Below are 454 nucleotides of genomic sequence, written 5' to 3'. Positions count from 1 at the left end.
CGTAGGCAGGTGATGTGGAGGGCGTCGTCGAGGGTCCAGACGTCGGCGAGGGTGGCGGCGACGAGTTCGCCGAGGCTGTGGCCGATGAGGGCGTGGGGTTGGATGCCCCAGGCTCGCCATTGTTGGGCCATGGCGTACTGGAGGGCGAAGAGGACGGGTTGTTGGTGCTGGGTGTCGGTGAGGTGGTGGGTGGTGGCGTGGGGTGTGTGGAGGGCGGTGAGGGGGTTGTGGCCGGTGTGGTGGTGGATGGTCTGGGCGCAGGTGTCGAGGGTGGTGCGGAAGACGGGTTCGGTGTCGTAGAGGCCGCGGGCCATGTTCGGGTAGGGGTTGCCCTGGCCGGTGAGGAGGAAGGCGGTTCGGGGGTTGGGGTGGGCGTGTCCGGTGATGTGGGTGTGGGTGTGGGTGAGGTTGTGGGTGGCTTCGGTGGTGGTGCGGGCGAGGGTGGCGGTGCGGC

General features: G+C 69.2%; 1 protein-coding gene. It reads right to left on the bottom strand.

Translation table 11 applies throughout. From position 1 onward, the window contains the following. A partial coding sequence (locus tag UK12_RS33145; RefSeq protein ID WP_045306922.1) for an acyltransferase domain-containing protein occupies positions 1-454 on the bottom strand: 454 nt, incomplete at both ends.

Source organism: Saccharothrix sp. ST-888, assembly GCF_000955975.1.
GTDB lineage: Bacteria > Actinomycetota > Actinomycetes > Streptomycetales > Streptomycetaceae > Kitasatospora.
The sequence above is the reverse complement of the archived record's forward strand: the minus strand, read 5'-3'. Positions and strand labels throughout refer to the sequence as shown.